This window comes from Pseudomonas sp. NPDC087185, assembly GCF_044744955.1.
GTDB lineage: Bacteria > Pseudomonadota > Gammaproteobacteria > Pseudomonadales > Pseudomonadaceae > Aquipseudomonas.
Map to the genome: position 1 here is coordinate 1 of NZ_JBIUZK010000009.1, position 26,511 is coordinate 26,511.

Annotated in this window: 29 protein-coding genes, 4 tRNA genes and 1 pseudogene; all 34 read left to right on the forward strand. The window is 57.5% G+C overall.

Annotation, left to right across the window (positions count from 1 at the left end; all coding sequences use genetic code 11):
- Positions 1-200 precede the first annotated feature (200 nt).
- The 34 genes and pseudogenes from birA (at position 201) to rplX (ending at position 26,489) form a co-directional block, all read left to right on the forward strand.
- Positions 201-1,160, forward strand: coding sequence for a bifunctional biotin--[acetyl-CoA-carboxylase] ligase/biotin operon repressor BirA (gene birA / locus ACIPIJ_RS25165; RefSeq protein ID WP_401082021.1), 960 nt, complete (start codon positions 201-203; stop codon positions 1,158-1,160).
- Entirely contained in the window at positions 1,150-1,899 is a 750-nt protein-coding gene (locus ACIPIJ_RS25170; protein ID WP_401082024.1) for a pantothenate kinase, read from the forward strand. Before birA ends, ACIPIJ_RS25170 begins: the two co-directional genes overlap by 11 nt.
- A gap of 7 nt (positions 1,900-1,906) precedes the next feature.
- Entirely contained in the window at positions 1,907-2,332 is a 426-nt protein-coding gene (locus tag ACIPIJ_RS25175) for a hypothetical protein (protein WP_401082027.1), read from the forward strand.
- 152 nt (positions 2,333-2,484) lie between these two features.
- A tRNA-Tyr gene (locus ACIPIJ_RS25180) sits at positions 2,485-2,568 on the forward strand.
- Positions 2,569-2,592: 24 nt separating this feature from the next.
- Positions 2,593-2,666: transfer RNA gene (locus ACIPIJ_RS25185), tRNA-Gly, on the forward strand.
- A 29-nt stretch (positions 2,667-2,695) separates the two neighbouring features.
- A tRNA-Thr gene (locus ACIPIJ_RS25190) sits at positions 2,696-2,771 on the forward strand.
- A 78-nt stretch (positions 2,772-2,849) separates the two neighbouring features.
- Positions 2,850-4,043: an elongation factor Tu gene (tuf, locus tag ACIPIJ_RS25195; protein ID WP_003255489.1), complete on the forward strand. Its 1,194-nt coding sequence runs from the start codon at positions 2,850-2,852 to the stop codon at positions 4,041-4,043.
- A 54-nt stretch (positions 4,044-4,097) separates the two neighbouring features.
- Positions 4,098-4,173, forward strand: a tRNA-Trp gene (locus tag ACIPIJ_RS25200).
- Between the two features lie 44 nt (positions 4,174-4,217).
- Positions 4,218-4,586: a preprotein translocase subunit SecE gene (secE, locus tag ACIPIJ_RS25205; RefSeq protein WP_008089117.1), complete on the forward strand. Its 369-nt coding sequence runs from the start codon at positions 4,218-4,220 to the stop codon at positions 4,584-4,586.
- A gap of 9 nt (positions 4,587-4,595) precedes the next feature.
- Positions 4,596-5,129, forward strand: a complete 534-nt coding sequence (gene nusG / locus ACIPIJ_RS25210; protein ID WP_003255501.1) for a transcription termination/antitermination protein NusG — start codon at positions 4,596-4,598, stop codon at positions 5,127-5,129.
- A gap of 119 nt (positions 5,130-5,248) precedes the next feature.
- Positions 5,249-5,680 (forward strand): 50S ribosomal protein L11, encoded by a 432-nt coding sequence (rplK, locus tag ACIPIJ_RS25215; RefSeq protein WP_003255500.1) that lies wholly within the window; start codon positions 5,249-5,251, stop codon positions 5,678-5,680.
- A complete protein-coding gene (rplA, locus tag ACIPIJ_RS25220) occupies positions 5,680-6,375 on the forward strand; it encodes a 50S ribosomal protein L1 (protein WP_008089131.1) in 696 nt (231 codons plus the stop codon). Before rplK ends, rplA begins: the two co-directional genes overlap by 1 nt.
- 197 nt (positions 6,376-6,572) lie before the next feature.
- Positions 6,573-7,073, forward strand: coding sequence for a 50S ribosomal protein L10 (gene rplJ / locus ACIPIJ_RS25225; RefSeq protein ID WP_012316523.1), 501 nt, complete (start codon positions 6,573-6,575; stop codon positions 7,071-7,073).
- Between the two features lie 78 nt (positions 7,074-7,151).
- Positions 7,152-7,517 carry a 50S ribosomal protein L7/L12 gene (rplL, locus tag ACIPIJ_RS25230; protein WP_003255496.1) on the forward strand — a complete coding sequence of 122 codons (366 nt, stop codon included), beginning with the start codon at positions 7,152-7,154 and terminating at the stop codon, positions 7,515-7,517.
- A gap of 49 nt (positions 7,518-7,566) precedes the next feature.
- Complete coding sequence (locus tag ACIPIJ_RS25235) at positions 7,567-7,737, forward strand: hypothetical protein (RefSeq protein WP_155294789.1); 171 nt, start codon at positions 7,567-7,569, stop codon at positions 7,735-7,737.
- Positions 7,737-11,810 (forward strand): DNA-directed RNA polymerase subunit beta, encoded by a 4,074-nt coding sequence (rpoB, locus tag ACIPIJ_RS25240; RefSeq protein ID WP_346614692.1) that lies wholly within the window; start codon positions 7,737-7,739, stop codon positions 11,808-11,810. Before ACIPIJ_RS25235 ends, rpoB begins: the two co-directional genes overlap by 1 nt.
- Before the next feature lie 64 nt (positions 11,811-11,874).
- Positions 11,875-16,074: a DNA-directed RNA polymerase subunit beta' gene (gene rpoC / locus ACIPIJ_RS25245; protein ID WP_401082033.1), complete on the forward strand. Its 4,200-nt coding sequence runs from the start codon at positions 11,875-11,877 to the stop codon at positions 16,072-16,074.
- A 211-nt stretch (positions 16,075-16,285) separates the two neighbouring features.
- Positions 16,286-16,657, forward strand: coding sequence for a 30S ribosomal protein S12 (rpsL, locus tag ACIPIJ_RS25250; RefSeq protein ID WP_003255492.1), 372 nt, complete (start codon positions 16,286-16,288; stop codon positions 16,655-16,657).
- A gap of 106 nt (positions 16,658-16,763) precedes the next feature.
- Positions 16,764-17,234 (forward strand): 30S ribosomal protein S7, encoded by a 471-nt coding sequence (gene rpsG / locus ACIPIJ_RS25255; RefSeq protein ID WP_003246741.1) that lies wholly within the window; start codon positions 16,764-16,766, stop codon positions 17,232-17,234.
- A gap of 30 nt (positions 17,235-17,264) precedes the next feature.
- A complete protein-coding gene (gene fusA / locus ACIPIJ_RS25260) occupies positions 17,265-19,409 on the forward strand; it encodes an elongation factor G (protein WP_012316520.1) in 2,145 nt (714 codons plus the stop codon).
- Between the two features lie 27 nt (positions 19,410-19,436).
- Positions 19,437-20,630, forward strand: a pseudogene (gene tuf, locus ACIPIJ_RS25265) (elongation factor Tu).
- 141 nt (positions 20,631-20,771) lie between these two features.
- Positions 20,772-21,083 (forward strand): 30S ribosomal protein S10, encoded by a 312-nt coding sequence (gene rpsJ, locus ACIPIJ_RS25270; protein ID WP_003186070.1) that lies wholly within the window; start codon positions 20,772-20,774, stop codon positions 21,081-21,083.
- Between the two features lie 80 nt (positions 21,084-21,163).
- On the forward strand, positions 21,164-21,799 hold the full coding sequence (gene rplC / locus ACIPIJ_RS25275) for a 50S ribosomal protein L3 (RefSeq protein WP_012316519.1): 636 nt from the start codon (positions 21,164-21,166) through the stop codon (positions 21,797-21,799).
- Between the two features lie 12 nt (positions 21,800-21,811).
- Positions 21,812-22,414 (forward strand): 50S ribosomal protein L4, encoded by a 603-nt coding sequence (gene rplD / locus ACIPIJ_RS25280; RefSeq protein WP_086974835.1) that lies wholly within the window; start codon positions 21,812-21,814, stop codon positions 22,412-22,414.
- Complete coding sequence (gene rplW / locus ACIPIJ_RS25285; protein WP_003255484.1) at positions 22,411-22,710, forward strand: 50S ribosomal protein L23; 300 nt, start codon at positions 22,411-22,413, stop codon at positions 22,708-22,710. Before rplD ends, rplW begins: the two co-directional genes overlap by 4 nt.
- Before the next feature lie 14 nt (positions 22,711-22,724).
- Positions 22,725-23,549, forward strand: a complete 825-nt coding sequence (gene rplB, locus ACIPIJ_RS25290; RefSeq protein ID WP_346614689.1) for a 50S ribosomal protein L2 — start codon at positions 22,725-22,727, stop codon at positions 23,547-23,549.
- A 16-nt stretch (positions 23,550-23,565) separates the two neighbouring features.
- Positions 23,566-23,841, forward strand: coding sequence for a 30S ribosomal protein S19 (rpsS, locus tag ACIPIJ_RS25295; protein WP_003255482.1), 276 nt, complete (start codon positions 23,566-23,568; stop codon positions 23,839-23,841).
- 11 nt (positions 23,842-23,852) lie between these two features.
- Positions 23,853-24,185 (forward strand): 50S ribosomal protein L22, encoded by a 333-nt coding sequence (gene rplV, locus ACIPIJ_RS25300; RefSeq protein WP_003103908.1) that lies wholly within the window; start codon positions 23,853-23,855, stop codon positions 24,183-24,185.
- A gap of 13 nt (positions 24,186-24,198) precedes the next feature.
- Positions 24,199-24,885: a 30S ribosomal protein S3 gene (gene rpsC, locus ACIPIJ_RS25305; protein WP_003255481.1), complete on the forward strand. Its 687-nt coding sequence runs from the start codon at positions 24,199-24,201 to the stop codon at positions 24,883-24,885.
- 12 nt (positions 24,886-24,897) lie between these two features.
- The gene (gene rplP / locus ACIPIJ_RS25310; protein WP_003255479.1) at positions 24,898-25,311 is read left to right on the forward strand and encodes a 50S ribosomal protein L16; all 414 of its coding nucleotides are present in this window, start codon (positions 24,898-24,900) and stop codon (positions 25,309-25,311) included.
- Positions 25,311-25,502 (forward strand): 50S ribosomal protein L29, encoded by a 192-nt coding sequence (rpmC, locus tag ACIPIJ_RS25315; RefSeq protein WP_002555481.1) that lies wholly within the window; start codon positions 25,311-25,313, stop codon positions 25,500-25,502. Before rplP ends, rpmC begins: the two co-directional genes overlap by 1 nt.
- Positions 25,503-25,504: 2 nt before the next feature.
- The gene (gene rpsQ / locus ACIPIJ_RS25320; protein WP_008089812.1) at positions 25,505-25,771 is read left to right on the forward strand and encodes a 30S ribosomal protein S17; all 267 of its coding nucleotides are present in this window, start codon (positions 25,505-25,507) and stop codon (positions 25,769-25,771) included.
- A gap of 23 nt (positions 25,772-25,794) precedes the next feature.
- Positions 25,795-26,163, forward strand: coding sequence for a 50S ribosomal protein L14 (gene rplN / locus ACIPIJ_RS25325; RefSeq protein ID WP_008089810.1), 369 nt, complete (start codon positions 25,795-25,797; stop codon positions 26,161-26,163).
- Between the two features lie 11 nt (positions 26,164-26,174).
- Positions 26,175-26,489, forward strand: coding sequence for a 50S ribosomal protein L24 (gene rplX / locus ACIPIJ_RS25330; protein ID WP_401082039.1), 315 nt, complete (start codon positions 26,175-26,177; stop codon positions 26,487-26,489).
- Positions 26,490-26,511 lie beyond the last annotated feature (22 nt).

Consider the following 26,511-nt stretch of genomic DNA (forward strand, 5'->3'; position numbering starts at 1 on the left):
TGGTAGTGTGGGGTTTCCCCATGTGAGAGTAGGTCATCGTCAAGATTCATTTCGCAAAACCCCTATCTGCGCACGCAGGTAGGGGTTTTGTCTTTGGCGGGCGAAAAGTCCTCGATTGTGCCCACACCGGGCGGCCCTTTTCCTATGCAAGCCCACTACCCATAGCTATCATGCCAGCCTTATTCCAAGTCGAGACTGGCATGCTGAAGTTGTTGAATCTCCTCAAGGATGGCCGGTTCCATTCCGGAGAAGCCTTGGGGGCAGCCCTCGGGGTGAGTCGCAGCGCCGTTTGGAAACAGCTGCAGCACCTGGAGAGTGAGCTAAACCTCACCATTCACAAGGTTCGTGGGCGTGGCTACCAGCTAGCGTCGCCATTGACTCTACTCGAAACGAAGGCGATCGCCGAGTTTACCGAGGGTGAACAGTGGCCGGTTTTCATCCACGAAACCATCGATTCGACCAACGCTGAAGGGCTTCGGCTCGCAGGCGATGGGCAAGCAGCGCCATTCCTGGTGCTCGCAGAGCGCCAGAGCGCTGGGCGTGGCCGCCGCGGTCGTCAATGGGTGAGCCCATTTGCAGAAAACCTCTATTACAGCCTCGTCCTGCGAGTTGAAGGTGGTATGCGCCAGCTTGAGGGTTTGAGCCTGGTGGTGGGGTTGGCGGTAATGCGCACGCTGCAAGGTTTCGGTGTGAAGGACGTGGGGTTGAAGTGGCCCAATGATGTCCTTGTGCGTGGGCAGAAGATCACCGGCATTCTGCTGGAGCTGGTCGGTGATCCCGCGGATGTGTGTCACGTTGTGCTTGGAATAGGCATCAATGTGAATATGCAGGCCAATGACCAGGTCGACCAGCAGTGGACCTCGATGCGCCGTGAAGTGGGTGCGACAATTGATCGCAACCGGCTGGTGGCGATGCTGAGTCAGCAGCTGCAGCACGAATTGTCGCGCCACCGCCGCTATGGCTTTGCTGCATTCCAGGAAGAATGGGAGCAGGCACATCTATGGCAGGGGCGAAATGTGTCGCTGGTTGCCGGCAGCACTCGGATTGACGGGCTGGTACTGGGTGTGGACGGGCAGGGCGGCTTGCGCCTTGAAGTCGACGGCGTGGAAAAGAGCTTCAGTGGTGGTGAGCTCAGTTTGAGGTTGCGTGATGATTCTTGAGCTCGATTGCGGTAACAGCTTCATCAAATGGCGGGTCATACATGCGGCCGACGCCACCATCGTGGGTGGTGGCATTGTCGATTCGGATCAGGCGCTGGTGGCTCAGGTCAGTGCCCTGGCGTCGCTGCGTCTGTCGGGCTGCCGCATCGTGAGTGTGCGCAGCGAAGAAGAAACAGCAGCACTTTGCGCGCTGATCGCCCAGGCGTTTGCCGTGGAGGCGCGAGTCGCAGGGCCCGCCCAGGAAATGGCTGGGGTGCGCAATGGTTACGAAGACTATCAGCGGCTGGGCATGGATCGTTGGCTCGCAGCGTTAGGTGCGTTCCACCTGGCCAAAGGCGCTTGCCTGGTAATCGACCTTGGGACTGCTGCCAAGGCCGACTTCATTGCTGCTGATGGCGAGCACCTGGGGGGTTACATCTGCCCGGGCATGCCGTTGATGCGCAGCCAGTTACGCACGCATACCCGGCGTATTCGCTATGACGACGCTTCGGCAGAGCGTGCATTGACCAGCCTGGCCCCGGGGCGTTCGACCGTCGAGGCTGTGGAGCGTGGTTGTGTGTTGATGTTGCAGGGCTTTGCTCGCACCCAGCTCGAGCAGGCGCGTGCGCTGTGGGGTGACGACTTTAGTGTGTTTCTTACTGGCGGGGATGCGCCATTGGTGCGTGAAGCGGCGCCGCAGGCGCGTGTAGTGCCGGACCTGGTATTCGTAGGTCTGGCAATGGCCTGTCCACTCGACTGAGGTGCTTATGCGTTGGTTGTTTCTGCTGTTACTGGTGCTGAATGTCTTCTATTACGTCTGGCACCAACAGGAAGCCCCGCTCAAAGCCAAGGATGTCACCCCGCTGTCGTTGTACAAAGGCAATCAGCAAGAGATTCGCCTGTTGCGTGAGACGGGCGTATCTGCACCTGCCCGTCGGCGTGACGAGTGCCTGGTTGTCGGTGGCCTGGCGGGTAGAGAGCAGCTGGATGCCCTGCGTCAGCGTTTGCTGAGCCTGGATATCAATGCGTTGCCGGTATCCGGCCAACTGCCCGGTGCCGACGGTTTCTGGCTGAAGATAGCCCCAGAAAGCGAGCGTTTGCTAGACCAAACCGTCCTGGCTACTCTTTCCAACGATTTCAAAGACTTAAAACATAAAATTATTTTCTGCCAGGGTATTGCAACTGGCGAATAGCTTGATAGAATGGCGCCCGCTTCACAGGGAACACCACTCAGGTGGTAGAACTGGAAGCGGTGTCAAAGCAGCTAAGTTTCAGATTTGATTGAAAAAATTTGAAAAAACGCTTGACACTAGGGCGGCAGACACATAGAATGCCGGCCACATCTGGAGGGATTCCCGAGCGGTCAAAGGGGACGGACTGTAAATCCGTTGCGAGAGCTTCGAAGGTTCGAATCCTTCTCCCTCCACCAGTTTTAGCGAGAGCCGCAAGCTCCGCGGGTATAGTTTAGTGGTAGAACCTCAGCCTTCCAAGCTGATGATGCGGGTTCGATTCCCGCTACCCGCTCCAAGTTTGCCGGATTTTGCACAATGTGTTTCGCTCTTGTAGCTCAGTTGGTAGAGCACACCCTTGGTAAGGGTGAGGTCAGCGGTTCAAGTCCGCTCAAGAGCTCCATATAAACAAGGCAGATATGAAAATATCTGCCTTTGTTTTATCAGCGCAAGACTATCTCTTCTGCGGAGGATTGTATCGATGGCTAAGGAAAAGTTTGATCGTTCCCTTCCCCACGTCAACGTCGGCACTATCGGCCACGTCGACCACGGTAAGACCACTCTGACCGCAGCTCTGACTCGCGTTTGCTCCGAAGTTTTCGGTTCGGCAATCGTTGAGTTCGACAAGATCGACTCGGCTCCGGAAGAGAAAGCGCGCGGTATCACCATCAACACCGCTCACGTTGAGTACAACTCGACCATTCGTCACTACGCTCACGTCGACTGCCCAGGTCACGCTGACTACGTGAAGAACATGATCACCGGTGCTGCCCAGATGGACGGCGCGATCCTGGTTTGCTCGGCCGCCGATGGTCCGATGCCACAAACCCGTGAGCACATCCTGCTGTCCCGTCAGGTTGGCGTTCCGTACATCGTGGTCTTCCTGAACAAGGCTGACCTGGTAGACGACGCTGAGCTGCTGGAACTGGTCGAGATGGAAGTTCGCGACCTGCTGTCCACCTACGACTTCCCAGGCGACGACACTCCGATCATCATCGGTTCCGCTCGTATGGCCCTGGAAGGCAAAGACGACAACGAAATGGGCACTACCGCTGTCAAGAAGCTGGTAGAGACTCTGGACAGCTACATTCCTGAGCCAGTTCGTGCCATCGACCAGCCGTTCCTGATGCCGATCGAAGACGTATTCTCGATCTCGGGTCGTGGTACCGTTGTTACCGGTCGTATCGAGCGTGGTATCGTCCGCGTTCAGGATCCGCTGGAAATCGTTGGTCTGCGTGACACCACCACCACCACCTGCACCGGTGTTGAGATGTTCCGCAAGCTGCTGGACGAAGGTCGTGCTGGCGAGAACTGCGGCGTTCTGCTGCGTGGTACCAAGCGTGACGACGTTGAGCGTGGCCAGGTTCTGGTCAAGCCAGGTTCGGTCAAGCCGCACACCAAGTTCACCGCCGAAGTCTACGTTCTGTCGAAAGAAGAAGGCGGCCGTCACACTCCGTTCTTCAAAGGCTACCGTCCTCAGTTCTACTTCCGTACCACTGACGTGACCGGTAACTGCGAACTGCCGGAAGGCGTTGAAATGGTAATGCCAGGTGACAACATTCAGATGACTGTTACCCTGATCAAGACCATCGCAATGGAAGACGGTCTGCGCTTCGCTATCCGTGAAGGCGGTCGTACCGTCGGCGCCGGCGTCGTAGCAAAAATTATCGAATAAGTAGTTGATTTACTTGATCAGGCCGGTATAATGGCCGGCCTGATACAGCGTTACAGGTCAGTAGCTCAATTGGCAGAGCGACGGTCTCCAAAACCGTAGGTTGGGGGTTCGATTCCCTCCTGACCTGCCATTCACCTCAGTGTGATTGGCTTTCTTCTTACAGGATCCTCCTCGATGACCCCCAAAACTGAAGCCCAAGAATCGCGTTTTGATCTGTTCAAGTGGCTGGCTGTAGTGGCTTTGGTGGTTGTTGGTGTCGTGGGTAATCAATATTACTCCGCTTCCCCAATCCTGTATCGCGTCCTCGCACTTCTCGCCCTGGCTGCTGTCGCTGGCTTTGTAGCTCTGCAGACTGCGAAGGGTAAGTCGTTCTTTGCGCTCGCGAAGGAAGCTCGTACTGAGATCCGTAAAGTCGTGTGGCCGACCCGCCAGGAAACCACCCAGACCACGCTGATTGTTGTGGCTGTCGTGCTGGTTATGGCACTGCTGTTGTGGGGTCTTGATTCCCTGCTCGGCTGGGCGGTCTCCCTGATCGTTGGCTAAAGGTGTCCCGTGGCTAAGCGTTGGTATGTTGTGCATGCTTACTCGGGTTACGAGAAGCATGTTATGCGCTCCCTGATCGAGCGCGTCAAGCTGGCAGGCATGGAAGACGGTTTCGGCGAGATCCTGGTCCCGACCGAAGAAGTCGTCGAAATGCGCAACGGCCAGAAGCGCAAGAGTGAGCGTAAATTCTTCCCTGGCTATGTACTGGTCCAGATGGAGATGAACGAAGGGACTTGGCACTTGGTCAAGGATACCCCTCGTGTGATGGGCTTTATTGGTGGGACCGCAGACAAGCCTGCGCCGATCACCGATAAAGAAGCTGAGGCTATCCTGCGTCGCGTAGCCGACGGCAGCGACAAGCCGAAGCCGAAGACGCTGTTCGAGCCAGGTGAAGTGGTTCGAGTCATTGACGGTCCGTTCGCTGACTTCAATGGTAGTGTCGAAGAGGTTAACTACGAAAAGAGTCGCCTCCAGGTGGCGGTGCTCATTTTCGGTCGCTCTACCCCGGTAGAGCTCGAGTTCAGCCAGGTCGAAAAGGTCTAGGCGGACGAAGCATCCCATACCCCGCAGCCCTGTGTGCTGCGGGGTTTTGTCGTCACTGGGATAAAACGCAAGTCATCCGGGGAGCCATCAGGCGTTTGTACCCGATATTGGAGTAGCTCATGGCTAAGAAGATTCAGGCTTACATCAAGCTGCAAGTTAAGGCCGGCCAGGCCAACCCAAGCCCACCCGTTGGTCCAGCACTGGGCCAACACGGTGTGAACATCATGGAATTCTGCAAGGCCTTCAACGCCCGTACTCAGGGTCAAGAAGCCGGCCTGCCGACTCCTGTGATCATCACTGTCTACAGCGACCGTAGCTTCACTTTCGAGACCAAGAGCACCCCTGCCTCGGTTCTGCTGAAGAAAGCTGCTGGCCTGACCAGTGGTTCGGCTCGTCCGAACACCGTCAAAGTCGGTACCGTGACCCGTGCTCAGCTGGAAGATATCGCCAAGGCTAAACAGGCTGATCTGACCGCTGCTGACCTGGACGCTGCTGTACGCACCATCGCTGGCTCTGCCCGCAGCATGGGCCTGAACGTGGAGGGTGTGTAATGGCTAAGCTGACCAAGCGCCAAAAGGCTATTGCTTCGAAAATCGAAGCTGGCAAAGTTTACAACTTCGAAGACGCAGCTGCGCTGCTGGCCGAACTGTCCACCGTGAAGTTCAGCGAGTCCTTCGACGTTGCCGTCAACCTCGGCGTTGACCCGCGTAAATCCGACCAGGTCGTTCGTAGCGCTACCGTGCTGCCACACGGCACTGGCAAGACCGTACGCGTTGCTGTCTTCACCCAGGGTCCAGCTGCTGAAGCCGCTCTGGCTGCCGGCGCTGACCGTGTAGGTATGGACGATCTGGCTGCCGAAATGAAAGGCGGCGACCTGAACTATGACGTCGTCATCGCATCGCCTGATGCCATGCGCGTTGTGGGTCAGCTGGGTCAGGTTCTGGGTCCTCGCGGCCTGATGCCTAACCCGAAAGTCGGTACCGTTACTCCAGACGTCGCCACGGCTGTCAAAAACGCCAAGGCTGGTCAGGTTCGCTATCGTACCGACAAAAACGGTATCATCCACACCTCCGTTGGCAAGGTCGGCTTTGAAGCTGGCAAGCTGAAGGAAAACGTTGAAGCCCTGATCGCTGATCTGAAGCGTATCAAGCCGGCTTCCTCGAAAGGTATCTACGTCAAGCGCGTTACCCTGAGCACCACCATGGGCCCAGGTCTGGTCATCGACCAGAGCTCGCTGAACGCGTAAGACCGCAGTGGCGCGACGTGTCGCGCCATTCGCAAAAATTGGGGTCCCTGCCTGGCGGGGGCTATCCAAGACCGTAGGCGGCGCAAGCCTTAAACCACAAGCCTACGCAGATGGTGCTCCCGATTCGTTTACGAATCAGACACCAAAACGACATCCGGCTTCGGCCAGATGAAACGGTAAAAACCAGGAGTAAACCCGTGGCAATTAAACTCGAAGACAAGAAGGCCATCGTCGCTGAAGTCAACGAGGCTGCCAAAGTCGCTCTGTCCGCTGTCGTGGCCGATGCCCGTGGTGTGACTGTAAGCGCAATGACCGGACTCCGTAAAGAGGCCCGCGAAGCTGGCGTATACGTACGTGTCGTACGTAACACCCTGCTCAAGCGCGCAGTTGAAGGCACCGAGTATTCGATCCTCAACGACGCGTTCAAAGGCCCGACCCTGATTGCTTTCTCCAACGAACACCCGGGCGCTGCTGCTCGTCTGTTCAAAGAGTTCGCCAAGGGTCAGGACAAGTTCGAGATCAAGGCAGCTGCGTTTGACGGCAATTTCATTGCCGCCAACCAGATCGATGTACTGGCTACCTTGCCGACCCGTGACGAAGCTATCGCACGTCTGATGAGCGTTATTCAAGGCGCTACCAGCAAGCTGGCTCGTACTCTGGCGGCCGTTCGCGACCAGAAAGAAGCTGCTGCTGCCTAAGGCCGCGTAACCTCTTTCAAAATCATATGTTTAATTTGATGGCTGCGTAGGCTGTCACCCCAATACAGGATTTAAGTCATGTCCCTGACTAACGAGCAAATCATCGAAGCAATCGGCCAGAAAACCGTTCTGGAAGTTGTTGAGCTGATCAAAGCAATGGAAGAAACCTTCGGCGTTACCGCTGCTGTTGCCGCTGCTGGCCCAGCTGCTGCTGCTGCCGTTGTTGAAGAGCAGACCGAGTTCAACGTTGTTCTGGTTGAAGCTGGCGACAAGAAAGTGAACGTGATCAAAGCCGTTCGCGAACTGACCGGTCTGGGCCTGAAAGAAGCCAAAGAGAAAGTCGACGGCGCTCCTCAGGTTGTAGCTGAAGGCGTTTCGAAAGAAGCCGCTGAAGACGCTAAGAAGAAGCTGGAAGAAGCAGGCGCTAAAGTCGAGCTGAAGTAATCTCGACCTTGCGACGCCAGCCGGCGCGTTGAGCGAAGGCTGATGGCTGGTGGCTTATGCCACCGGCCTTTTTCCGTTATTGGTGGCCGATCAGGTCGGCCCCGATAACAAGCTGCAAGACACCCATGTGGGTGGCGCAAACCAAGGGGTTTGCACGATTTTCTGGCTGCTCCCGCCGGGAGAAGCCAAACAAGCAGGTGACCAAGCTGGGGAACGCTGATGGCTTACTCATACACTGAGAAAAAACGTATCCGCAAGGACTTTAGCAAGTTGCCGGACGTCATGGATGTGCCTTACCTCCTGGCCATCCAGCTGGATTCGTATCGCGAATTCCTGCAAGCGGGAGCATCCAAGGATCAGTTCCGCGACGTCGGCCTGCACGCGGCCTTCAAATCGGTATTCCCGATCATCAGCTACTCCGGCAATGCTGCCTTGGAGTACGTAGGCTATCGCCTGGGCGAACCCGCCTTCGATGTGAAGGAATGTGTCCTGCGTGGCGTGACCTTCGCGGTCCCACTGCGGGTCAAGGTGCGCCTGATCATCTTCGACAAGGAATCGTCGAACAAAGCGATCAAGGACATCAAAGAGCAAGAAGTCTACATGGGTGAAATCCCCCTGATGACTGAGAACGGTACCTTCGTTATCAACGGTACCGAGCGTGTGATCGTTTCCCAGCTGCACCGTTCGCCTGGTGTGTTCTTCGACCACGACCGTGGCAAGACGCACAGCTCCGGCAAGCTGCTGTACTCCGCTCGCATCATTCCTTACCGCGGCTCCTGGTTGGACTTCGAGTTCGACCCGAAGGACTGCGTATTCGTTCGTATCGACCGTCGCCGCAAACTGCCGGCCTCGGTACTGCTGCGCGCCCTGGGTTACAGCACCGAAGAGGTTCTGAACACCTTCTACACCACCAACGTGTTCCACATTTCCGGCGAGAAACTCAGCCTGGAACTGGTGCCTCAGCGTCTGCGTGGTGAAGTGGCGGTCATGGACATCCATGACGAAACCGGCAAGGTCATCGTCGAGCAAGGCCGCCGTATCACTGCGCGCCACGTCAACCAGCTCGAGAAGGCCGGCGTCAACCAGCTGGACGTTCCAATGGAATACGTCCTGGGTCGCACCACCGCCAAGGCCATCGTGCACCCGGCCACCGGCGAGATCCTGGCTGAGTGCAACACCGAGCTGACCACCGAGCTGCTGATCAAGATCGCCAAGGCTCAGGTTGTTCGCATCGAGACGCTGTACACCAACGACATCGATTGCGGTCCGTTCATTTCGGATACCCTGAAGATCGACACCACCAGCAACCAACTGGAAGCGCTGGTCGAGATCTACCGCATGATGCGTCCAGGCGAGCCGCCAACCAAGGACGCTGCCGAGACCCTGTTCAACAACCTGTTCTTCAGCGCCGAGCGTTACGACCTGTCGGCCGTTGGCCGCATGAAGTTCAACCGTCGTATCGGCCGCACCGAGATCGAAGGTTCGGGCGTGCTGAGCAAGGAAGACATCGTCGAGGTGCTCAAGACCCTGGTCGATATCCGTAACGGCAAAGGCATCGTCGATGACATCGACCACCTCGGTAACCGTCGCGTACGTTGCGTCGGCGAGATGGCCGAGAACCAGTTCCGTGTTGGCCTGGTGCGCGTAGAGCGTGCGGTCAAGGAACGTCTATCGATGGCTGAAAGCGAAGGCCTGATGCCGCAGGACCTGATCAACGCCAAGCCGGTTGCGGCGGCGGTGAAAGAGTTCTTCGGTTCGAGCCAGCTCTCGCAGTTCATGGACCAGAACAACCCGCTCTCCGAGATCACCCACAAGCGCCGTGTTTCCGCACTCGGCCCGGGCGGTCTGACCCGTGAGCGCGCAGGCTTTGAAGTCCGTGACGTACACCCGACCCACTACGGCCGCGTGTGCCCGATCGAGACCCCTGAAGGTCCGAACATCGGTCTGATCAACTCCCTGGCAGCCTATGCTCGCACCAACCAGTACGGCTTCCTCGAAAGCCCGTACCGCGTGGTGAAGGAAGGCGTAGTCAGCGACGACATCGTGTTCCTGTCGGCGATCGAAGAAGCCGATCACGTCATCGCTCAGGCATCCGCCGCGATGAACGAGAAGAAGCAGCTGATCGACGAGCTGGTAGCGGTTCGTCACCTGAACGAATTCACCGTCAAGGCGCCGGAAGACGTCACCCTGATGGACGTTTCGCCGAAGCAGGTTGTCTCGGTCGCAGCGTCGCTGATTCCGTTCCTCGAGCACGACGACGCCAACCGTGCGTTGATGGGTTCGAACATGCAGCGTCAGGCTGTACCAACCCTGCGTGCTGACAAGCCGCTGGTCGGTACCGGCATGGAGCGCAACGTTGCCCGTGACTCCGGTGTCTGCGTGGTTGCTCGCCGCGGTGGTGTGATCGACTCGGTCGACGCCAGCCGTATCGTTGTTCGCGTAGCTGACGACGAAGTCGAGACTGGTGAGGCAGGTGTAGATATCTACAACCTGACCAAGTACACCCGCTCCAACCAGAACACCTGCATCAACCAGCGTCCGCTGGTCAGCAAAGGTGATGTGGTCAAGCGTCACGACATCATGGCTGACGGCCCGTCCACCGACATGGGTGAACTGGCTCTGGGCCAGAACATGCGCATCGCGTTCATGGCGTGGAACGGCTTCAACTTCGAAGACTCCATCTGCCTGTCCGAGCGTGTGGTCCAGGAAGATCGCTTCACCACTATCCACATCCAGGAACTGACCTGTGTGGCGCGTGACACCAAGCTTGGCCCAGAGGAAATCACTGCGGACATCCCGAACGTGGGTGAAGCCGCACTGAACAAGCTGGACGAAGCCGGTATCGTTTACGTGGGTGCTGAAGTCGGCGCTGGCGACATCCTGGTCGGCAAGGTCACGCCAAAAGGCGAAACCCAGCTGACGCCGGAAGAAAAACTGCTGCGCGCGATCTTCGGTGAGAAGGCCAGCGACGTTAAGGACACCTCCCTGCGCGTGCCAACCGGCACCAAGGGTACCGTCATCGACGTTCAGGTCTTCACCCGTGATGGCGTCGAGCGTGACAGCCGCGCCCTGGCCATCGAGAAGATGCAGCTGGACGAGATCCGCAAGGACCTCAACGAAGAGTTCCGCATCGTCGAAGGTGCAACCTTCGAGCGTCTGCGTTCTGCCCTGAACGGCCAGGTGGTCGACGGTGGCGCGGGCCTGAAGAAAGGCACCGTGATCTCCGACGAAGTGCTGGACGGTCTGGAGCACGGCCAGTGGTTCAAACTGCGCATGGCTGAAGATGCACTGAACGAGCAGCTGGAAAAGGCTCAGCAGTACATCGTCGATCGCCGTCGCCTGCTGGACGACAAGTTCGAAGACAAGAAGCGCAAGCTGCAGCAGGGCGATGACCTGGCACCGGGCGTGCTGAAGATCGTCAAGGTCTACCTGGCCATCCGCCGTCGCATCCAGCCGGGTGACAAGATGGCCGGTCGTCACGGTAACAAGGGTGTCGTCTCGGTGATCATGCCGGTCGAAGACATGCCGCACGACGCCAACGGTACTCCGGTCGACGTCGTACTGAACCCGCTGGGCGTACCTTCGCGTATGAACGTCGGTCAGATCCTTGAAACCCACCTGGGCCTCGCGGCCAAAGGTCTGGGCGAGAAGATCGACCGGATGATCGAAGAGCAGCGCAAAGCCGCTGAGCTGCGCGGCTTCCTGACCGAGATCTACAACGAGATCGGCGGTCGTCAGGAAAGCCTCGATGAGTTCACTGACGCAGAGATCCTTGCCCTGGCGCACAACCTGAAGAAGGGCGTGCCAATGGCTACCCCGGTATTCGACGGTGCCAAGGAAAGCGAGATCAAGGCCATGCTGAAGCTGGCTGACCTGCCAGAGAGCGGCCAGATGGTGCTGTTCGATGGTCGTACCGGCAACAAGTTCGAGCGTCCTGTGACCGTTGGTTACATGTACATGCTCAAGCTGAACCACTTGGTGGACGACAAGATGCACGCGCGTTCCACTGGTTCCTACAGCCTGGTTACCCAGCAGCCGCTGGGTGGTAAGGCGCAGTTCGGTGGTCAGCGTTTCGGGGAGATGGAAGTGTGGGCGCTGGAAGCATACGGCGCGGCATACACCCTGCAAGAAATGCTCACAGTGAAGTCGGACGACGTGAACGGCCGTACCAAGATGTACAAGAACATCGTGGATGGCGATCACCGTATGGAGCCGGGCATGCCCGAGTCCTTCAACGTGTTGATCAAAGAGATCCGTTCGCTCGGTATCGATATCGATCTGGAAACCGAATAACACGTGACGCGAAGGGGAGCGGGGCTGGCACAGCCCGCTTCCTGCTCCGCCAGGAGGAAAGGCCTTGAAAGACCTACTGAATTTGCTGAAAAACCAGGGTCAAGTCGAAGAGTTCGACGCCATCCGTATCGGTCTGGCGTCGCCTGAGATGATCCGTTCGTGGTCGTTCGGTGAAGTTAAGAAGCCGGAAACCATCAACTACCGTACGTTCAAACCTGAGCGTGACGGCCTGTTCTGCGCCAAGATCTTTGGCCCAGTCAAGGACTACGAGTGCCTGTGCGGCAAGTACAAGCGCCTCAAGCACCGCGGTGTGATCTGCGAAAAGTGCGGCGTTGAAGTTGCCCTGGCCAAGGTTCGTCGTGAGCGCATGGCGCACATCGAACTGGCCTCGCCGGTTGCCCACATCTGGTTCCTGAAGTCGCTGCCGTCCCGTATCGGCCTGCTGATGGACATGACCCTGCGTGATATCGAACGCGTGCTCTACTTCGAGAGCTATGTCGTTATCGACCCGGGCATGACCACCCTCGAGAAGGGTCAGCTGCTGAACGACGAGCAGTACTTCGAAGCGCTGGAAGAGTTCGGTGACGACTTCGATGCCCGCATGGGTGCCGAGGCTGTCCGCGAGCTGCTGCACGCTATCGACCTGGAGCACGAGATCGGCCGCCTGCGCGAAGAAATTCCGCAGACCAACTCGGAAACCAAGATCAAGAAGCTGTCCAAGCGCCTGAAGCTGATGGAAGCTTTCCAGGGCTCGGGCAACCTGCCTGAGTGGATGGTCCTGACCGTCCTGCCAGTACTGCCGCCGGACCTGCGTCCGCTGGTGCCGCTGGATGGCGGCCGCTTCGCGACCTCCGACCTGAACGACCTGTATCGTCGGGTGATCAACCGTAACAACCGTCTGAAGCGCCTGCTCGATCTGTCGGCGCCGGACATCATCGTGCGCAACGAAAAGCGCATGCTGCAGGAAGCGGTCGACGCCCTGCTCGACAACGGCCGTCGCGGTCGCGCCATCACTGGCTCGAACAAGCGTCCGCTGAAGTCCCTGGCCGACATGATCAAAGGTAAGCAAGGTCGCTTCCGTCAGAACTTGCTCGGTAAGCGTGTTGACTACTCCGGTCGTTCGGTAATTACCGTAGGCCCGACCCTGCGTCTGCACCAGTGCGGTCTGCCGAAGAAGATGGCCCTCGAGCTGTTCAAGCCGTTCATTTTCGGCAAGCTGGAAATGCGTGGTCTGGCGACCACCATCAAGGCTGCCAAGAAGATGGTCGAGCGCGAGCTGCCAGAGGTGTGGGACGTTCTTGCCGAAGTGATTCGCGAACACCCCGTACTGCTCAACCGTGCACCGACCCTTCACCGTCTGGGTATCCAGGCGTTCGAGCCTGTGCTCATCGAAGGTAAGGCCATCCAGCTGCACCCGCTGGTCTGTGCCGCGTACAACGCCGACTTCGACGGTGACCAGATGGCCGTTCACGTGCCGCTGACCCTGGAAGCTCAGCTCGAAGCGCGCGCGCTGATGATGTCGACCAACAACATTCTGTCGCCAGCCAACGGTGAGCCAATCATCGTTCCGTCGCAGGACGTTGTACTGGGTCTGTACTACATGACCCGTGAGGCCATCAACGCCAAGGGCGAAGGTCGCGTATTCGCCGACCTGCAGGAAGTCGACCGCGTATTCCGCGCCGGCGAGGCTGCGCTGCACGCGAAAATCAAGGTCCGTATCAACGAGACCGTGAACGACCGTGATGGCACCAGCACCAAGAACACCCGTATCGTCGACACCACCGTCGGCCGTGCGCTGCTGTTCCAGGTTGTACCGGCAGGCCTGCCATACGACGTGGTCAACCAGCCGATGAAGAAAAAGGCGATCTCCAAACTGATCAACCAGTGCTACCGCGTGGTTGGTCTGAAAGAGACCGTTATCTTCGCCGACCAGTTGATGTACACCGGTTTCGCTTACTCCACCATCTCTGGCGTGTCCATTGGTGTGAACGACTTTGTCATCCCGGATGAGAAAGCGCGCATCATCAACAGCGCCACCGATGAAGTGAAGGAAATCGAAAGCCAGTACGCCTCCGGCCTGGTAACCCAGGGCGAGAAGTACAACAAGGTCATCGACTTGTGGTCGAAGGCGAACGACGAAGTGTCCAAGGCGATGATGGCCAACCTCTCGAAAGAGAAGGTCATCGACCGCGAGGGCAAGGAAGTCGAGCAAGAGTCCTTCAACTCGATGTACATGATGGCTGACTCCGGTGCGCGGGGTTCCGCCGCCCAGATCCGTCAGCTGGCCGGTATGCGTGGCCTGATGGCCAAGCCGGACGGCTCGATCATCGAGACGCCGATCACCGCGAACTTCCGTGAAGGCCTGAGCGTACTCCAGTACTTCATCTCGACTCACGGTGCTCGTAAGGGTCTGGCGGATACCGCCTTGAAGACCGCCAACTCCGGTTACCTGACCCGTCGTCTGGTAGACGTTGCACAAGACTTGGTCGTGACCGAGATCGACTGCGGCACCGATCATGGCCTGCTGATGACACCGCACATTGAAGGCGGTGACGTTGTAGAGCCGCTGGGTGAGCGTGTACTGGGCCGTGTCATCGCCCGTGACGTGTTCAAGCCAGGCACCGAGGACGTCATCGTTCCGGCCGGTACCCTGGTTGACGAGCAGTGGGTCGAGTTCATCGAGCTGAACAGCATCGACGAAGTGATCGTGCGTTCGCCGATCAACTGCGAAACCCGCTTCGGCATCTGCGCCAAGTGCTACGGTCGTGACCTGGCTCGTGGTCACCAGGTGAACATCGGTGAAGCTGTCGGCGTTATCGCTGCTCAGTCGATCGGTGAGCCGGGTACCCAGCTGACCATGCGTACGTTCCACATCGGTGGTGCTGCAAGCCGTACTTCGGCTGCCGACAGCGTCCAGGTGAAGAACGGCGGTATGGTGCGCCTGCACAACCTGAAACAGGTTGAGCGTGCGGATGGCAACCTGGTTGCCGTGTCGCGTTCCGGCGAGCTGGCCATTGCCGACGAATTCGGTCGTGAGCGTGAGCGTTACAAGCTGCCTTACGGTGCGGTGATTTCGGTCAAGGAAGGTGACAAGGTCGAAGCTGGCGCCATCGTCGCCAAGTGGGACCCGCACACCCACCCGATCGTTACCGAGCTGAAAGGTACCGTGACCTTCGTGGGCATGGAAGAAAACATCACCATCAAGCGTCAGACTGACGAATTGACGGGTTTGACCAACATTGAAGTTCTGGACGTCAAGGATCGCCCTGCCGCAGGCAAGGAAATCCGTCCGGCAATCAAGATGGTCGACGCCAATGGCAAGGACCTGTACCTGCCAGGTACCGACGTACCGGCTCAGTACTTCCTGCCGGCCAACGCCCTTGTCGGTGTGGCTGACGGTGCTCAGATCGGTGTTGGTGACGTTATCGCGCGTATCCCGCAAGAGACGTCGAAGACCCGTGACATCACCGGTGGTCTGCCACGCGTTGCCGACCTGTTCGAAGCGCGCCGTCCGAAAGAAGCCTCGATCCTGGCTGAAGTCAGCGGCACCATCGCGTTCGGTAAAGAGACCAAGGGCAAGCGTCGTCTGGTCATCACTCCGACCGACGGTAGCGATCCGTACGAAGAGCTGATTCCGAAGTGGCGCCACCTGAACGTCTTCGAAGGTGAACAGGTAAACCGCGGCGAAGTTATCTCCGACGGCCCAAGCGATCCGCACGACATCCTGCGTCTGCTGGGTGTGAGCGCGCTGGCGAAGTACATCGTCAACGAGATCCAGGACGTTTACCGCCTGCAAGGCGTTAAGATCAACGACAAGCACATCGAGACCATCCTGCGTCAGATGCTGCGCAAGGTCGAGATCTCCGAGTCGGGCGATTCCAGCTTCATCAAGGGCGACCAGATGGAACTGACTCACGTACTGGTCGAGAACGAGCGTCTCGCCGGCGAAGACAAGTTCATCTCGAAGTTCACCCGCGTGCTGCTGGGTATCACCAAGGCGTCGCTGTCGACCGAATCGTTCATCTCCGCGGCTTCCTTCCAGGAAACCACCCGCGTACTGACCGAAGCGGCCGTCACCGGCAAGCGCGATTACCTGCGCGGCCTGAAAGAGAACGTGGTCGTGGGTCGTCTGATCCCGGCCGGTACCGGTCTGGCCTACCACAGCGAGCGCAAGCGTCGCCGTGATGCCGACAAACCGCTGCGTGTAAGCGCCAGTGAGGTGGAAGCCGCACTGACCGAAGCGCTGAATTCCAGCGGTAACTAAGTACAGGGCAGGGCCCCGGCAAGCCCCGAACGGCCATCGGCGACATGAATTGTTGCCGATGACCGGGCGGGGAGGGCCGGGGCCTCGTCTTGACTGGGTGCAAGATCCTCCGTAGACTTTTGTACCCTTAAATTTGGTGAGGCTCCGTCTCGCCAATTTTTGGCTTTCTTGCAAGACAATAGAGTCGCAAGACAATCAGTGGAGCTAGTAGATGGCAACTATCAACCAGCTGGTACGTCAGCCGCGTAAGCGTTCGGTCGAGAAGTCCGACGTTCCTGCGCTGCAGAACTGCCCGCAACGTCGTGGCGTGTGCACCCGCGTGTACACCACCACGCCGAAAAAACCTAACTCGGCACTGCGTAAAGTATGCCGTGTGCGTCTGACCAACGGTTTCGAGGTTTCCTCGTACATCGGCGGTGAAGGCCACAACCTGCAAGAGCACAGCGTCGTCCTGATCCGTGGCGGCCGTGTAAAAGACTTGCCAGGTGTTCGTTACCACACCGTTCGCGGCTCTCTGGATACTTCGGGCGTCAAAGGCCGTAACCAGGGTCGTTCGAAGTACGGTACCAAGCGTCCGAAGTAATCGGCCGTTTGCACACATCCATTTTTTTGAGTCGATAAGAGTAAGGTCGGGCAGGGGTCGAAGACCCACGTCCCGGGCTAACCTGAAGACCGTTTGAGGGCTTATCATGCCAAGACGTCGTGTAGCAGCAAAACGTGAGATTCTGGACGATCCTAAATACGGATCCCAAATCCTCGCCAAGTTCATGAACCACGTGATGGAAAGCGGCAAGAAGGCCGTAGCCGAGCGCATCGTTTACGGTGCCCTGGATACTGTCAAAGCACGCAAGAACAGCGACCCCCTGGAAATCTTCGAGAAAGCTCTCGACGCCATCGCTCCGCTGGTCGAAGTAAAGTCCCGCCGTGTCGGCGGTGCCACTTACCAGGTCCCGGTTGAAGTTCGTCCATCCCGTCGTAACGCTCTGGCAATGCGCTGGCTCGTAGACTACGCCCGCAAGCGCGGCGAGAAGTCGATGGCCCTGCGCCTGGCTGGCGAGCTGCTGGATGCTGCCGAAGGCAAAGGTGCTGCAGTCAAGAAGCGTGAAGACGTGCACCGTATGGCTGAAGCCAACAAAGCGTTCTCGCACTACCGCTTCTAATTCAAGCATCAATCATTTTGCGAGGGCTTTATGGCTCGTACTACAGCAATTAACCGCTACCGTAACATTGGTATCTGTGCCCACGTTGACGCGGGCAAGACCACCACTACCGAGCGGATCCTGTTCTACACAGGTCTGAGCCACAAGATGGGCGAGGTGCACGACGGCGCCGCGACCACCGACTGGATGGTGCAGGAGCAGGAGCGGGGTATCACCATTACCTCCGCTGCCGTTACCACCTTCTGGAAAGGTTCCGTTGGTCAGTACGACAACTACCGCGTAAACGTCATCGATACCCCCGGCCACGTTGACTTCACCATTGAAGTAGAACGTTCGCTGCGTGTACTCGACGGCGCGGTCGTTGTGTTCTGCGGTACTTCCGGCGTTGAGCCTCAGTCCGAAACCGTATGGCGTCAGGCCAACAAGTACGGCGTTCCACGTGTTGTCTACGTGAACAAGATGGACCGTGCCGGTGCAAACTTCCTGCGCGTCGTAGGTCAGATCAAGAACCGTCTGGGTCACACCCCGGTTCCTGTTCAGCTGGCCATCGGTTCGGAAGATAACTTCCAGGGTCAGGTCGACCTGATCAAGATGAAGGCTATCTACTGGAACGACGACGACAAAGGCACCACGTATCGCGAGGAAGAAATTCCTGCCGATATGCTGGAGCTGGCTCAAGAGTGGCGCTCCAACATGGTTGAAGCGGCTGCTGAGTCCAGCGAAGAGCTGATGAACAAGTACCTGGAAGGCGAAGAGCTGACCGTCGAAGAGATCAAAGCCGGTCTGCGTGCGCGCACCCTGGCCAGCGAAATCGTACCGGCTGTCTGCGGTTCGTCGTTCAAGAACAAGGGCGTTCCCCTGGTTCTCGACGCCGTCATCGACTACCTGCCTGCTCCGACCGAGATCCCTGCAATCCAGGGTATCAACCCGGACGACAAGGACCTGGACAAAGACGATCCGGCTGTTCGTAAAGACGAGCGTCACGCCGACGACGACGAGCCGTTCTCGGCTCTGGCGTTCAAGATCGCAACTGACCCGTTCGTAGGTACTCTGACCTTCGTTCGCGTCTACTCGGGCGTTCTGAGCTCCGGTGACTCGGTCATCAACTCGGTCAAAGGCAAGAAAGAGCGCGTTGGTCGTATGGTGCAGATGCACGCCAACCAGCGTGAAGAGATCAAGGAAGTGCGCGCTGGCGACATCGCGGCACTGATCGGCATGAAGGACGTGACCACAGGCGAAACCCTGTGCAACGCCGACAAGCCAATCATCCTTGAGCGTATGGACTTCCCTGAGCCGGTCATTTCGCTCTCCGTCGAGCCGAAAACCAAGGCTGACCAGGAGAAGATGGGTATTGCTCTGGGCAAACTGGCCCAGGAAGACCCGTCGTTCCGCGTCAAGACCGACGAAGAGACTGGCCAGACCATCATCTCGGGCATGGGCGAGCTGCACCTGGACATCCTCGTTGACCGCATGAAGCGCGAGTTCAACGTCGAAGCCAACATCGGTAAGCCGCAGGTTTCGTACCGCGAGAAGATCACCAAGTCCGGCGTCGAGATCGAAGGCAAGTTCGTTCGTCAGTCGGGTGGTCGTGGTCAGTTCGGTCACTGCTGGATCCGTTTCTCGGAGCCAGATCAGGACGAGAAGGGCAACATCACCGAAGGTCTGGTGTTCTCCAACGAAGTCGTTGGTGGTGTGATTCCTAAGGAATTCATCGCCCCGATCCAGAAGGGTATCGAAGAGCAGATGAAAAACGGCGTTGTTGCCGGTTATCCTCTGATCGGCCTGAAGGCCACGGTATTCGACGGTTCGTACCACGACGTCGACTCCAACGAAATGGCGTTCAAGATCGCTGCTTCGATGGCAACCAAGCAGCTGGCCCAGAAGGGCGGTGGCGTGGTTCTCGAGCCGATCATGAAGGTCGAAGTTGTAACCCCGGAAGACTACCTGGGTGACGTGATGGGTGACCTGAACCGTCGTCGTGGTCTGGTCCAGGGTATGGATGAGTCGGTCTCTGGCCGCGTCGTCCGTGCTGAAGTACCGCTCGGAGAGATGTTCGGTTACGCGACCGACGTTCGTTCCATGTCTCAGGGTCGCGCAAGCTACTCCATGGAATTCTCCAAATACGCCGAAGCTCCGTCGAACATCGTCGAAGCACTCGTTAAAAAACAAGGCTAATCCCCTTTAGGCAAGAGGTTCACTGTCGTGGCTAAAGAAAAATTTGATCGTTCCCTTCCCCACGTTAACGTCGGCACTATCGGCCACGTTGACCACGGTAAGACCACTCTGACCGCAGCTCTGACTCGCGTTTGCTCCGAAGTTTTCGGTTCGGCAATCGTTGAGTTCGACAAGATCGACTCGGCTCCGGAAGAGAAAGCGCGCGGTATCACCATCAACACCGCTCACGTTGAGTACAACTCGACCATTCGTCACTACGCTCACGTCGACTGCCCAGGTCACGCTGACTACGTGAAGAACATGATCACCGGTGCTGCCCAGATGGACGGCGCGATCCTGGTTTGCTCGGCCGCCGATGGTCCGATGCCACAAACCCGTGTGCACATCCTGCTGTCCGGTCAGGTTGGCGTTCCGTACATCGTGGTCTTCCTGAACTAGGCTGACCTGGGAGACGACGCTGAGCTGCTGGAACTGGTCGAGATGGCAGTTCGCGACCTGCTGTCCACCTACGACTTCCCAGGCGACGACACTCCGATCATCATCGGTTCCGCTCGTATGGCCCTGGAAGGCAAAGACGACAACGAAATGGGCACTACCGCTGTCAAGAAGCTGGTAGAGACTCTGGACAGCTACATTCCTGAGCCAGTTCGTGCCATCGACCAGCCGTTCCTGATGCCGATCGAAGACGTATTCTCGATCTCGGGTCGTGGTACCGTTGTTACCGGTCGTATCGAGCGTGGTATCGTCCGCGTTCAGGATCCGCTGGAAATCGTTGGTCTGCGTGACACCACCACCACCACCTGCACCGGTGTTGAGATGTTCCGCAAGCTGCTGGACGAAGGTCGTGCTGGCGAGAACTGCGGCGTTCTGCTGCGTGGTACCAAGCGTGACGACGTTGAGCGTGGCCAGGTTCTGGTCAAGCCAGGTTCGGTCAAGCCGCACACCAAGTTCACCGCCGAAGTCTACGTTCTGTCGAAAGAAGAAGGCGGCCGTCACACTCCGTTCTTCAAAGGCTACCGTCCTCAGTTCTACTTCCGTACCACTGACGTGACCGGTAACTGCGAACTGCCGGAAGGCGTTGAAATGGTAATGCCAGGTGACAACATTCAGATGACTGTTACCCTGATCAAGACCATCGCAATGGAAGATGGTCTGCGCTTCGCTATCCGTGAAGGCGGTCGTACCGTCGGCGCCGGCGTCGTAGCCAAAATCATCGAGTAATCACTCGACCGGTTGAAAAAACCCCCGCTCAGCGGGGGTTTTTTTTATTGGGTTGACACTAAATTGGGGCGTCTATAGAATCACGCCTCCTTTTAGCGGGCGTAGTGCGTCCGTTGGGAACAGCCTGGAGTCTGAAATCCAATGCAAAATCAGCAAATCCGTATCAGGTTGAAGGCTTTCGACCATCGCCTGATCGACCAATCCACCCAGGAAATCGTGGAAACCGCGAAACGTACTGGTGCACAAGTGCGTGGTCCAATTCCACTGCCTACCCGCAAAGAGCGTTTCACCGTTCTGGTTTCCCCGCACGTCAACAAAGACGCGCGTGACCAGTACGAGATCCGCACTCATAAGCGTGTTCTGGACATCGTCCAGCCAACGGATAAAACCGTTGACGCGCTGATGAAGCTTGATCTGGCGGCAGGTGTGGAAGTGCAGATCAGCCTCGGCTAAGACTTCGGTCTTAACCGTGTAACGCTCTGAAATGGGCGGCCATAGCGGGTGAAAGCCCCGTACACTCATGAGGTTACAACATGACTATTGGTGTAGTCGGTCGCAAGTGCGGTATGACCCGCATTTTCACCGAAGAAGGTGTCTCCATTCCGGTCACGGTCATTGAGATCGAGCCGAATCGTGTCACCCAGTTCAAAACCGAAGAAACCGATGGCTACCGTGCAGTGCAAGTCACTGTCGGCGAGCGTCGTGCTTCGCGTGTGACTGCCGCTCAGGCAGGTCACTTCGCCAAGGCCAACGTTGCCGCTGGTCGCGGTGTCTGGGAGTTCCGTCTTGAAGAAGGCGAGTTCCAGGCTGGCGACTCGATCAAAGCTGAACTCTTCACTGCAGGCCAGCTGGTAGACGTTACTGGTCAGTCCAAAGGTAAAGGCTTCGCCGGTACCATCAAGCGCTGGAACTTCCGTGGCCAGGACAACACTCACGGTAACTCCGTGTCGCACCGTGTCCCAGGTTCCATCGGCCAGTGCCAGACTCCTGGTCGTGTGTTCAAGGGCAAGAAAATGTCCGGTCACATGGGCGCCGAGCGCGTGACTGTTCAGTCCCTGGAAGTAGTTCGCGTAGACGCTGAGCGCAACCTGCTGCTGGTCAAGGGTGCCGTTCCTGGCGCTACTGGCGGCGACGTGGTTGTACGTCCAGCTGTCAAGGCTCGCGGTTAAGGGGAAACTGACATGCAACTTAATGTAAATGACGCTCAGGCGATCGAAGTTTCCGAACTGACTTTCGGTGGCGAATTCAACGAGACGCTGGTACACCAAGCAGTCGTGGCCTACATGGCCGGCGGCCGTCAGGGCACCAAGCAGCAGAAGACCCGTTCCGACGTGGCTGGTGGCGGTAAGCGCCCATGGCGTCAGAAGGGTACTGGCCGTGCTCGTGCTGGTACCACTCGTGGTCCGATCTGGCGTGGCGGTGGTGTAACCTTCGCAGCTCGTCCTCAGGATCACTCGCAGAAGCTCAACAAGAAGATGTACCGCGCAGCCCTGCGCTCCATCCTCGCTGAGCTGGTGCGTAGCGACCGTCTGGTCGTGGTTCAGGACTTCGCTGTTGAAGCGCCGAAAACCAAAGACCTGCTGAACAAGCTGAACGGCATGGGTCTGACCGACGTTCTGATCGTTTCGGACGCTGTTGATCAGAACCTGTACCTGGCTGCTCGCAACCTGCCGCACGTCGACGTACGTGACGTTCAAGGTTCCGACCCGGTCAGTCTGATCGCATACGAGAAAGTGTTGATCACTGTCTCGGCCGTGAAGAAATTCGAGGAGCTGCTGGGATGAACCAGGAACGCGTATTTAAAGTCCTCCTTGGCCCGCACGTTTCCGAGAAGGCTACCGTTCTGGCTGAGAAAAAAGGCCAGTTCGTATTCAAGGTTGCTACTGACGCAACCAAGCTGGAAATCAAGAAAGCTGTCGAAGGCCTGTTCAACGTAAAAGTTGAAAACGTGTCGACCGTTAACGTTCTGGGTAAAACCAAGCGTACCGCACGTGGTCTGGGCAAGCGTAATGACTGGAAGAAGGCGATCGTCTCCCTTCAGCCAGGCCAAGATCTCGATTTCAGCAGCAGTGCTGAGTAAGGAAGGGGTGCATCATGGCAATCGTTAAATGCAAACCGACTTCCCCTGGCCGCCGTTTCGTGGTCAAGGTGGTCAACCAGGAGCTGCACAAAGGCGCTCCTCACGCACCGCTGCTCGAGAAGAAATCGAAGTCTGGTGGTCGTAACAACAATGGCCGCATTACCACTCGTCACGTTGGTGGTGGTCATAAGCAGCATTACCGTCTGGTCGACTTCCGTCGCAACGATAAAGATGGCATTCCAGCCACTGTCGAGCGTATCGAATACGATCCAAACCGTACTGCTCACATCGCCCTGCTGTGCTACGCAGACGGTGAGCGTCGCTACATCATCGCCCCTAAAGGCGTGAGCGCTGGCGACCAGCTGATCGCAGGTGCCCTGGCCCCAATCAAGGCCGGTAACTCCCTGCAGCTGCGCAACATCCCAGTAGGTAGCACCATTCACGGCGTCGAACTGAAGCCGGGTAAAGGTGCTCAGATCGCTCGTTCCGCTGGTGCTTCGGCTCAGCTGATCGCTCGTGACGGCGTCTACGTGACTCTGCGTCTGCGCTCCGGTGAGATGCGTAAAGTACTGGCTGAGTGCCGTGCGACCCTGGGCGAAGTCTCGAACTCCGAGCACAGCCTGCGTTCGCTGGGTAAAGCTGGTGCCAAACGCTGGCGCGGCGTTCGCCCAACCGTTCGTGGCGTTGCCATGAACCCGGTTGACCACCCACATGGTGGTGGTGAAGGTCGTACCTCCGGTGGTCGTCATCCGGTATCGCCATGGGGCTTCCCAACCAAGGGTGCTAAAACCCGCGGTAATAAGCGTACCGACAACATGATCGTCCGTCGTCGCAAGTAACTAGAGGGATACGACAGTGCCACGTTCTCTGAAAAAAGGTCCTTTTATCGATCTTCACCTGTTGAAGAAGGTCGAAGTGGCGGTGGAGAAGAACGATCGCAAACCAGTTAAAACCTGGTCGCGTCGCTCGATGATCCTGCCACAAATGGTCGGTCTGACCATCGCGGTTCACAACGGTCGCCAGCATGTCCCAGTTCTCGTGAACGAAGACATGGTCGGCCACAAACTGGGCGAGTTCGCCGGTACCCGCACCTATCGCGGGCACGTGGCTGACAAGAAAGCCAAGCGTTAAGGGGTAAGGAAATGGAAGTAGCCGCTAAGTTGTCGGGCGCTCGCATCTCCGCCCAGAAAGCCCGCTTGGTCGCCGACCAGATCCGCGGGAAGAAGGTGGGCGAAGCGCTCAACCTGTTGGCCTTCAGCAGCAAAAAAGCCGCTGAAATCATGAAGAAAGTCCTCGAGTCGGCCGTTGCCAACGCCGAACACAACGAAGGCGCAGACGTTGATGACCTGAAGGTCTCCACCGTCTTCGTCAACGAAGGGCGTTCGCTGAAGCGCATCATGCCACGTGCCAAAGGCCGTGCTGATCGCATCGTCAAGCGGTCTTGCCATATCACTGTCAAGGTTGCGGACAAGTAACGGAGTCGATCAGATGGGTCAGAAAGTACATCCCACTGGCATTCGCCTGGGAATCGTCAAGGAGCACACCTCCGTCTGGTACGCAGACGGTGCTACTTACGCAGATTACCTGTTGAAGGATCTGAAAACGCGTGAGTACCTCCAAGACAAACTAAAAAGCGCGTCCGTAAGCCGTATCGATATTCATCGTCCGGCTCAAACTGCACGCATCACCATCCACACCGCTCGTCCCGGTATCGTTATCGGTAAGAAAGGTGAAGATGTCGAGAAGCTGCGTCAGGACCTGACCAAGCAGATGGGTGTGCCTGTGCACATCAACATCGAAGAGATCCGCAAGCCGGAACTCGACGCAATGCTGGTTGCGCAGAGCGTAGCTCAGCAGCTGGAACGCCGCGTAATGTTCCGTCGCGCCATGAAGCGCGCCGTACAGAACGCCATGCGTATTGGTGCCAAGGGCATCAAGATCCAGGTGAGCGGTCGTCTCGGCGGTGCTGAGATTGCTCGTACCGAGTGGTATCGCGAAGGTCGTGTGCCCCTGCACACCCTGCGTGCCGATATCGACTACAACACCTACGAAGCTCACACCACTTACGGTGTGATCGGTGTGAAGGTTTGGATCTTCAAAGGCGAAGTTATTGGTGGTCGCCAAGAAGAACTGAAACCACAAGCACCAGCGCCTCGTAAAAAAGCTGCTAAGTAAGGGGTACGCCAAATGTTGCAACCAAAGCGTACAAAATTCCGCAAGCAGATGACCGGCCACAACCGTGGTCTGGCACTGCGCGGTAGCAAAGTCAGCTTCGGCGAATTCGCCCTGAAGGCTGTTGCTCGCGGTCGCCTCACCGCCCGCCAGATCGAGTCGGCACGTCGTGCCCTGACTCGTCACGTTAAACGTGGCGGCAAGATCTGGATCCGTGTGTTCCCGGACAAGCCGATCTCCAAGAAACCTCTCGAGGTTCGTATGGGTAAAGGTAAGGGCTCCGTGGAATACTGGGTTGCCCAGATCCAGCCAGGCAAAGTCCTGTACGAGATCGAGGGTGTTTCTGAAGAGCTGGCGCGCGAAGCTTTCGCCCTGGCTGCTGCAAAGCTGCCTCTCGCCACCTCCTTTGTTAAGCGGACGGTGATGTGATGAAAGCGAATGAACTTCGTGAAAAATCTGCACAGCAACTGAATGAGCAACTGCTCGGCTTGCTGCGCGACCAGTTCAATCTGCGTATGCAGAAAGCAACTGGCCAGTTGGGGCAGTCGCACCTGCTCTCGCAAGTTAAGCGTGACATCGCTCGCGTGAAAACTGTGCTTAACCAGCAGGCAGGTAAGTGATCATGGCTGAAGCTGAAAAAACCGTCCGTACGCTGACTGGCCGTGTCGTCAGCGACAAAATGGACAAGACCATCACCGTTCTGATCGAGCGTCGCGTAAAGCACCCGATCTACGGTAAATACGTTAAGCGTTCGACTAAGCTGCACGCGCACGACGAATCCAACCAGTGCAAAATCGGCGACAAGGTTTCCATCCGTGAAACCCGTCCGCTGGCCAAGACCAAGTCCTGGGCACTGGTTGAAGTCCTCGAACGCGCTGTTGAAGTCTAAGGGCTAGGGGTCGGAGAAATTTTATGATTCAGACTCAATCCATGCTCGATGTGGCCGATAACAGCGGCGCTCGTCGCGTCATGTGCATCAAGGTGCTCGGCGGTTCGCACCGTCGTTACGCCGGCATCGGTGACATCATCAAGGTAACCGTCAAGGAAGCAATTCCGCGCGGTAAGGTCAAAAAAGGCCAGGTGATGACTGCTGTTGTCGTCCGTACCCGTCACGGTGTACGTCGCGCTGACGGTTCCATCATTCGTTTCGACGGCAATGCTGCTGTTCTGCTGAACACCAAGCAAGAGCCGATCGGCACTCGCATCTTCGGGCCAGTGACCCGTGAACTTCGTACTGAGAAGTTCATGAAGATCGTCTCGCTCGCCCCTGAAGTGCTGTAAGGAGATCCGACATGCAAAAGATTCGTCGTGACGACGAGATCATCGTGATCGCCGGCAAAGACAAAGGTAAGCGCGGTAAGGTGCTGAAGGTTCTCGCTGATGACCGTCTGGTCATCGGTGGTGTGAACCTGGTCAAGCGTCATACCAAGCCTAACCCGATGGCGGGCGTTCAGGGCGGTATCGTCGAAAAAGAAGCGCCTCTGCACGCTTCCAACGTTGCCATCTTCAACGGCGAAACCAACAAGGCTGACCGCGTTGGTTTCAAAGTAGAAGACGGTAAGAAAATTCGTGTCTTCAAGTCGACCCAAAAAGCGGTAGTTGCTTGAACAGTGCTAGGTAGTAGACGAT